The sequence below is a fragment of the Streptomyces milbemycinicus genome (genome assembly GCF_002154605.1).
Taxonomy (GTDB): Bacteria; Actinomycetota; Actinomycetes; order Streptomycetales; family Streptomycetaceae; genus Streptomyces; species Streptomyces milbemycinicus.
On record NZ_MUNE01001284.1, the window covers coordinates 1 to 791 of the forward strand.

General features: G+C 66.6%; 1 protein-coding gene. It reads left to right on the top strand.

Annotated features, from left to right (window positions below; translation table 11 throughout):
• Window positions 1–122: 122 nt before the first annotated feature.
• Window positions 123–440 carry a hypothetical protein gene (locus CCN51_RS52645; RefSeq protein WP_014181843.1) on the top strand — a complete coding sequence of 106 codons (318 nt, stop codon included), beginning with the start codon at window positions 123–125 and terminating at the stop codon, window positions 438–440.
• Window positions 441–791 lie beyond the last annotated feature (351 nt).

The window sequence follows — 791 nt, forward strand, 5'->3', positions numbered from 1 at the left end:
GAGAAACACACCGCCTGGCTATGTGGCGTGGGAGCTCGGCAGCGAATCGGGGGTGGGTAGAGTCCACCACGGCGGCGAGGACTTCGCGAGGATTCCCGTTTTCGTCACGGAGGTGCGGTAGCGTGCGGCGCATTGACGCGGAGGCATTCCAAGGGTCCCCTCAGGCGTATGTCGCCCAGCTCGATGTGACGACCGAGGGCCTGGAGTCCCGCTGGGGCCCTCATGAGCTGACCCGGGATGACCTGGGCGTCTGGTTCACCTTCGCCTTCGCCCTCGACAGCGGCACGCTCGTGGCCCTGGTGCGGGAGGTCGAACACGCCCCGCACCCCGGCTACATCCTGACGGCCATCGGGGGTGAGGAACTGCGCACCGTGCTGACGGAGTTCCTTGCCGAATCAGGGTTGAGCGCGGATCGCGTCACCCATCAAGGCTTCGACTGAGGCCGCCTCAGGCCCCGAAGCACCCGCCAAACGGCCAGAGGGCCCGGCGTCGGCACACCGCCGACGCCGGGCCCTTTGCCATGTCCGGCCTCTGTCCCCGCATAAAGCCGCCATGGCAACCGATGGCAACCGGTCGCATCTCCCAGCTCAGCCATTCGCTCCCGCTCCATTGACCCTCTTGCGAACGCGGCCATACCGTAGAGACCGGTTGCTATAGAGACCGGTTGCTATGACATCCCCTGAGCCGGAGGCCATGCCTTGCCCGAGCGCCCACTGGCGTTGTTCGCCATGAGTACGAAGACCCTGCCCAGCGTCTACCCTCCCGAGGTACTGGACCGGCTGCGGACCTCC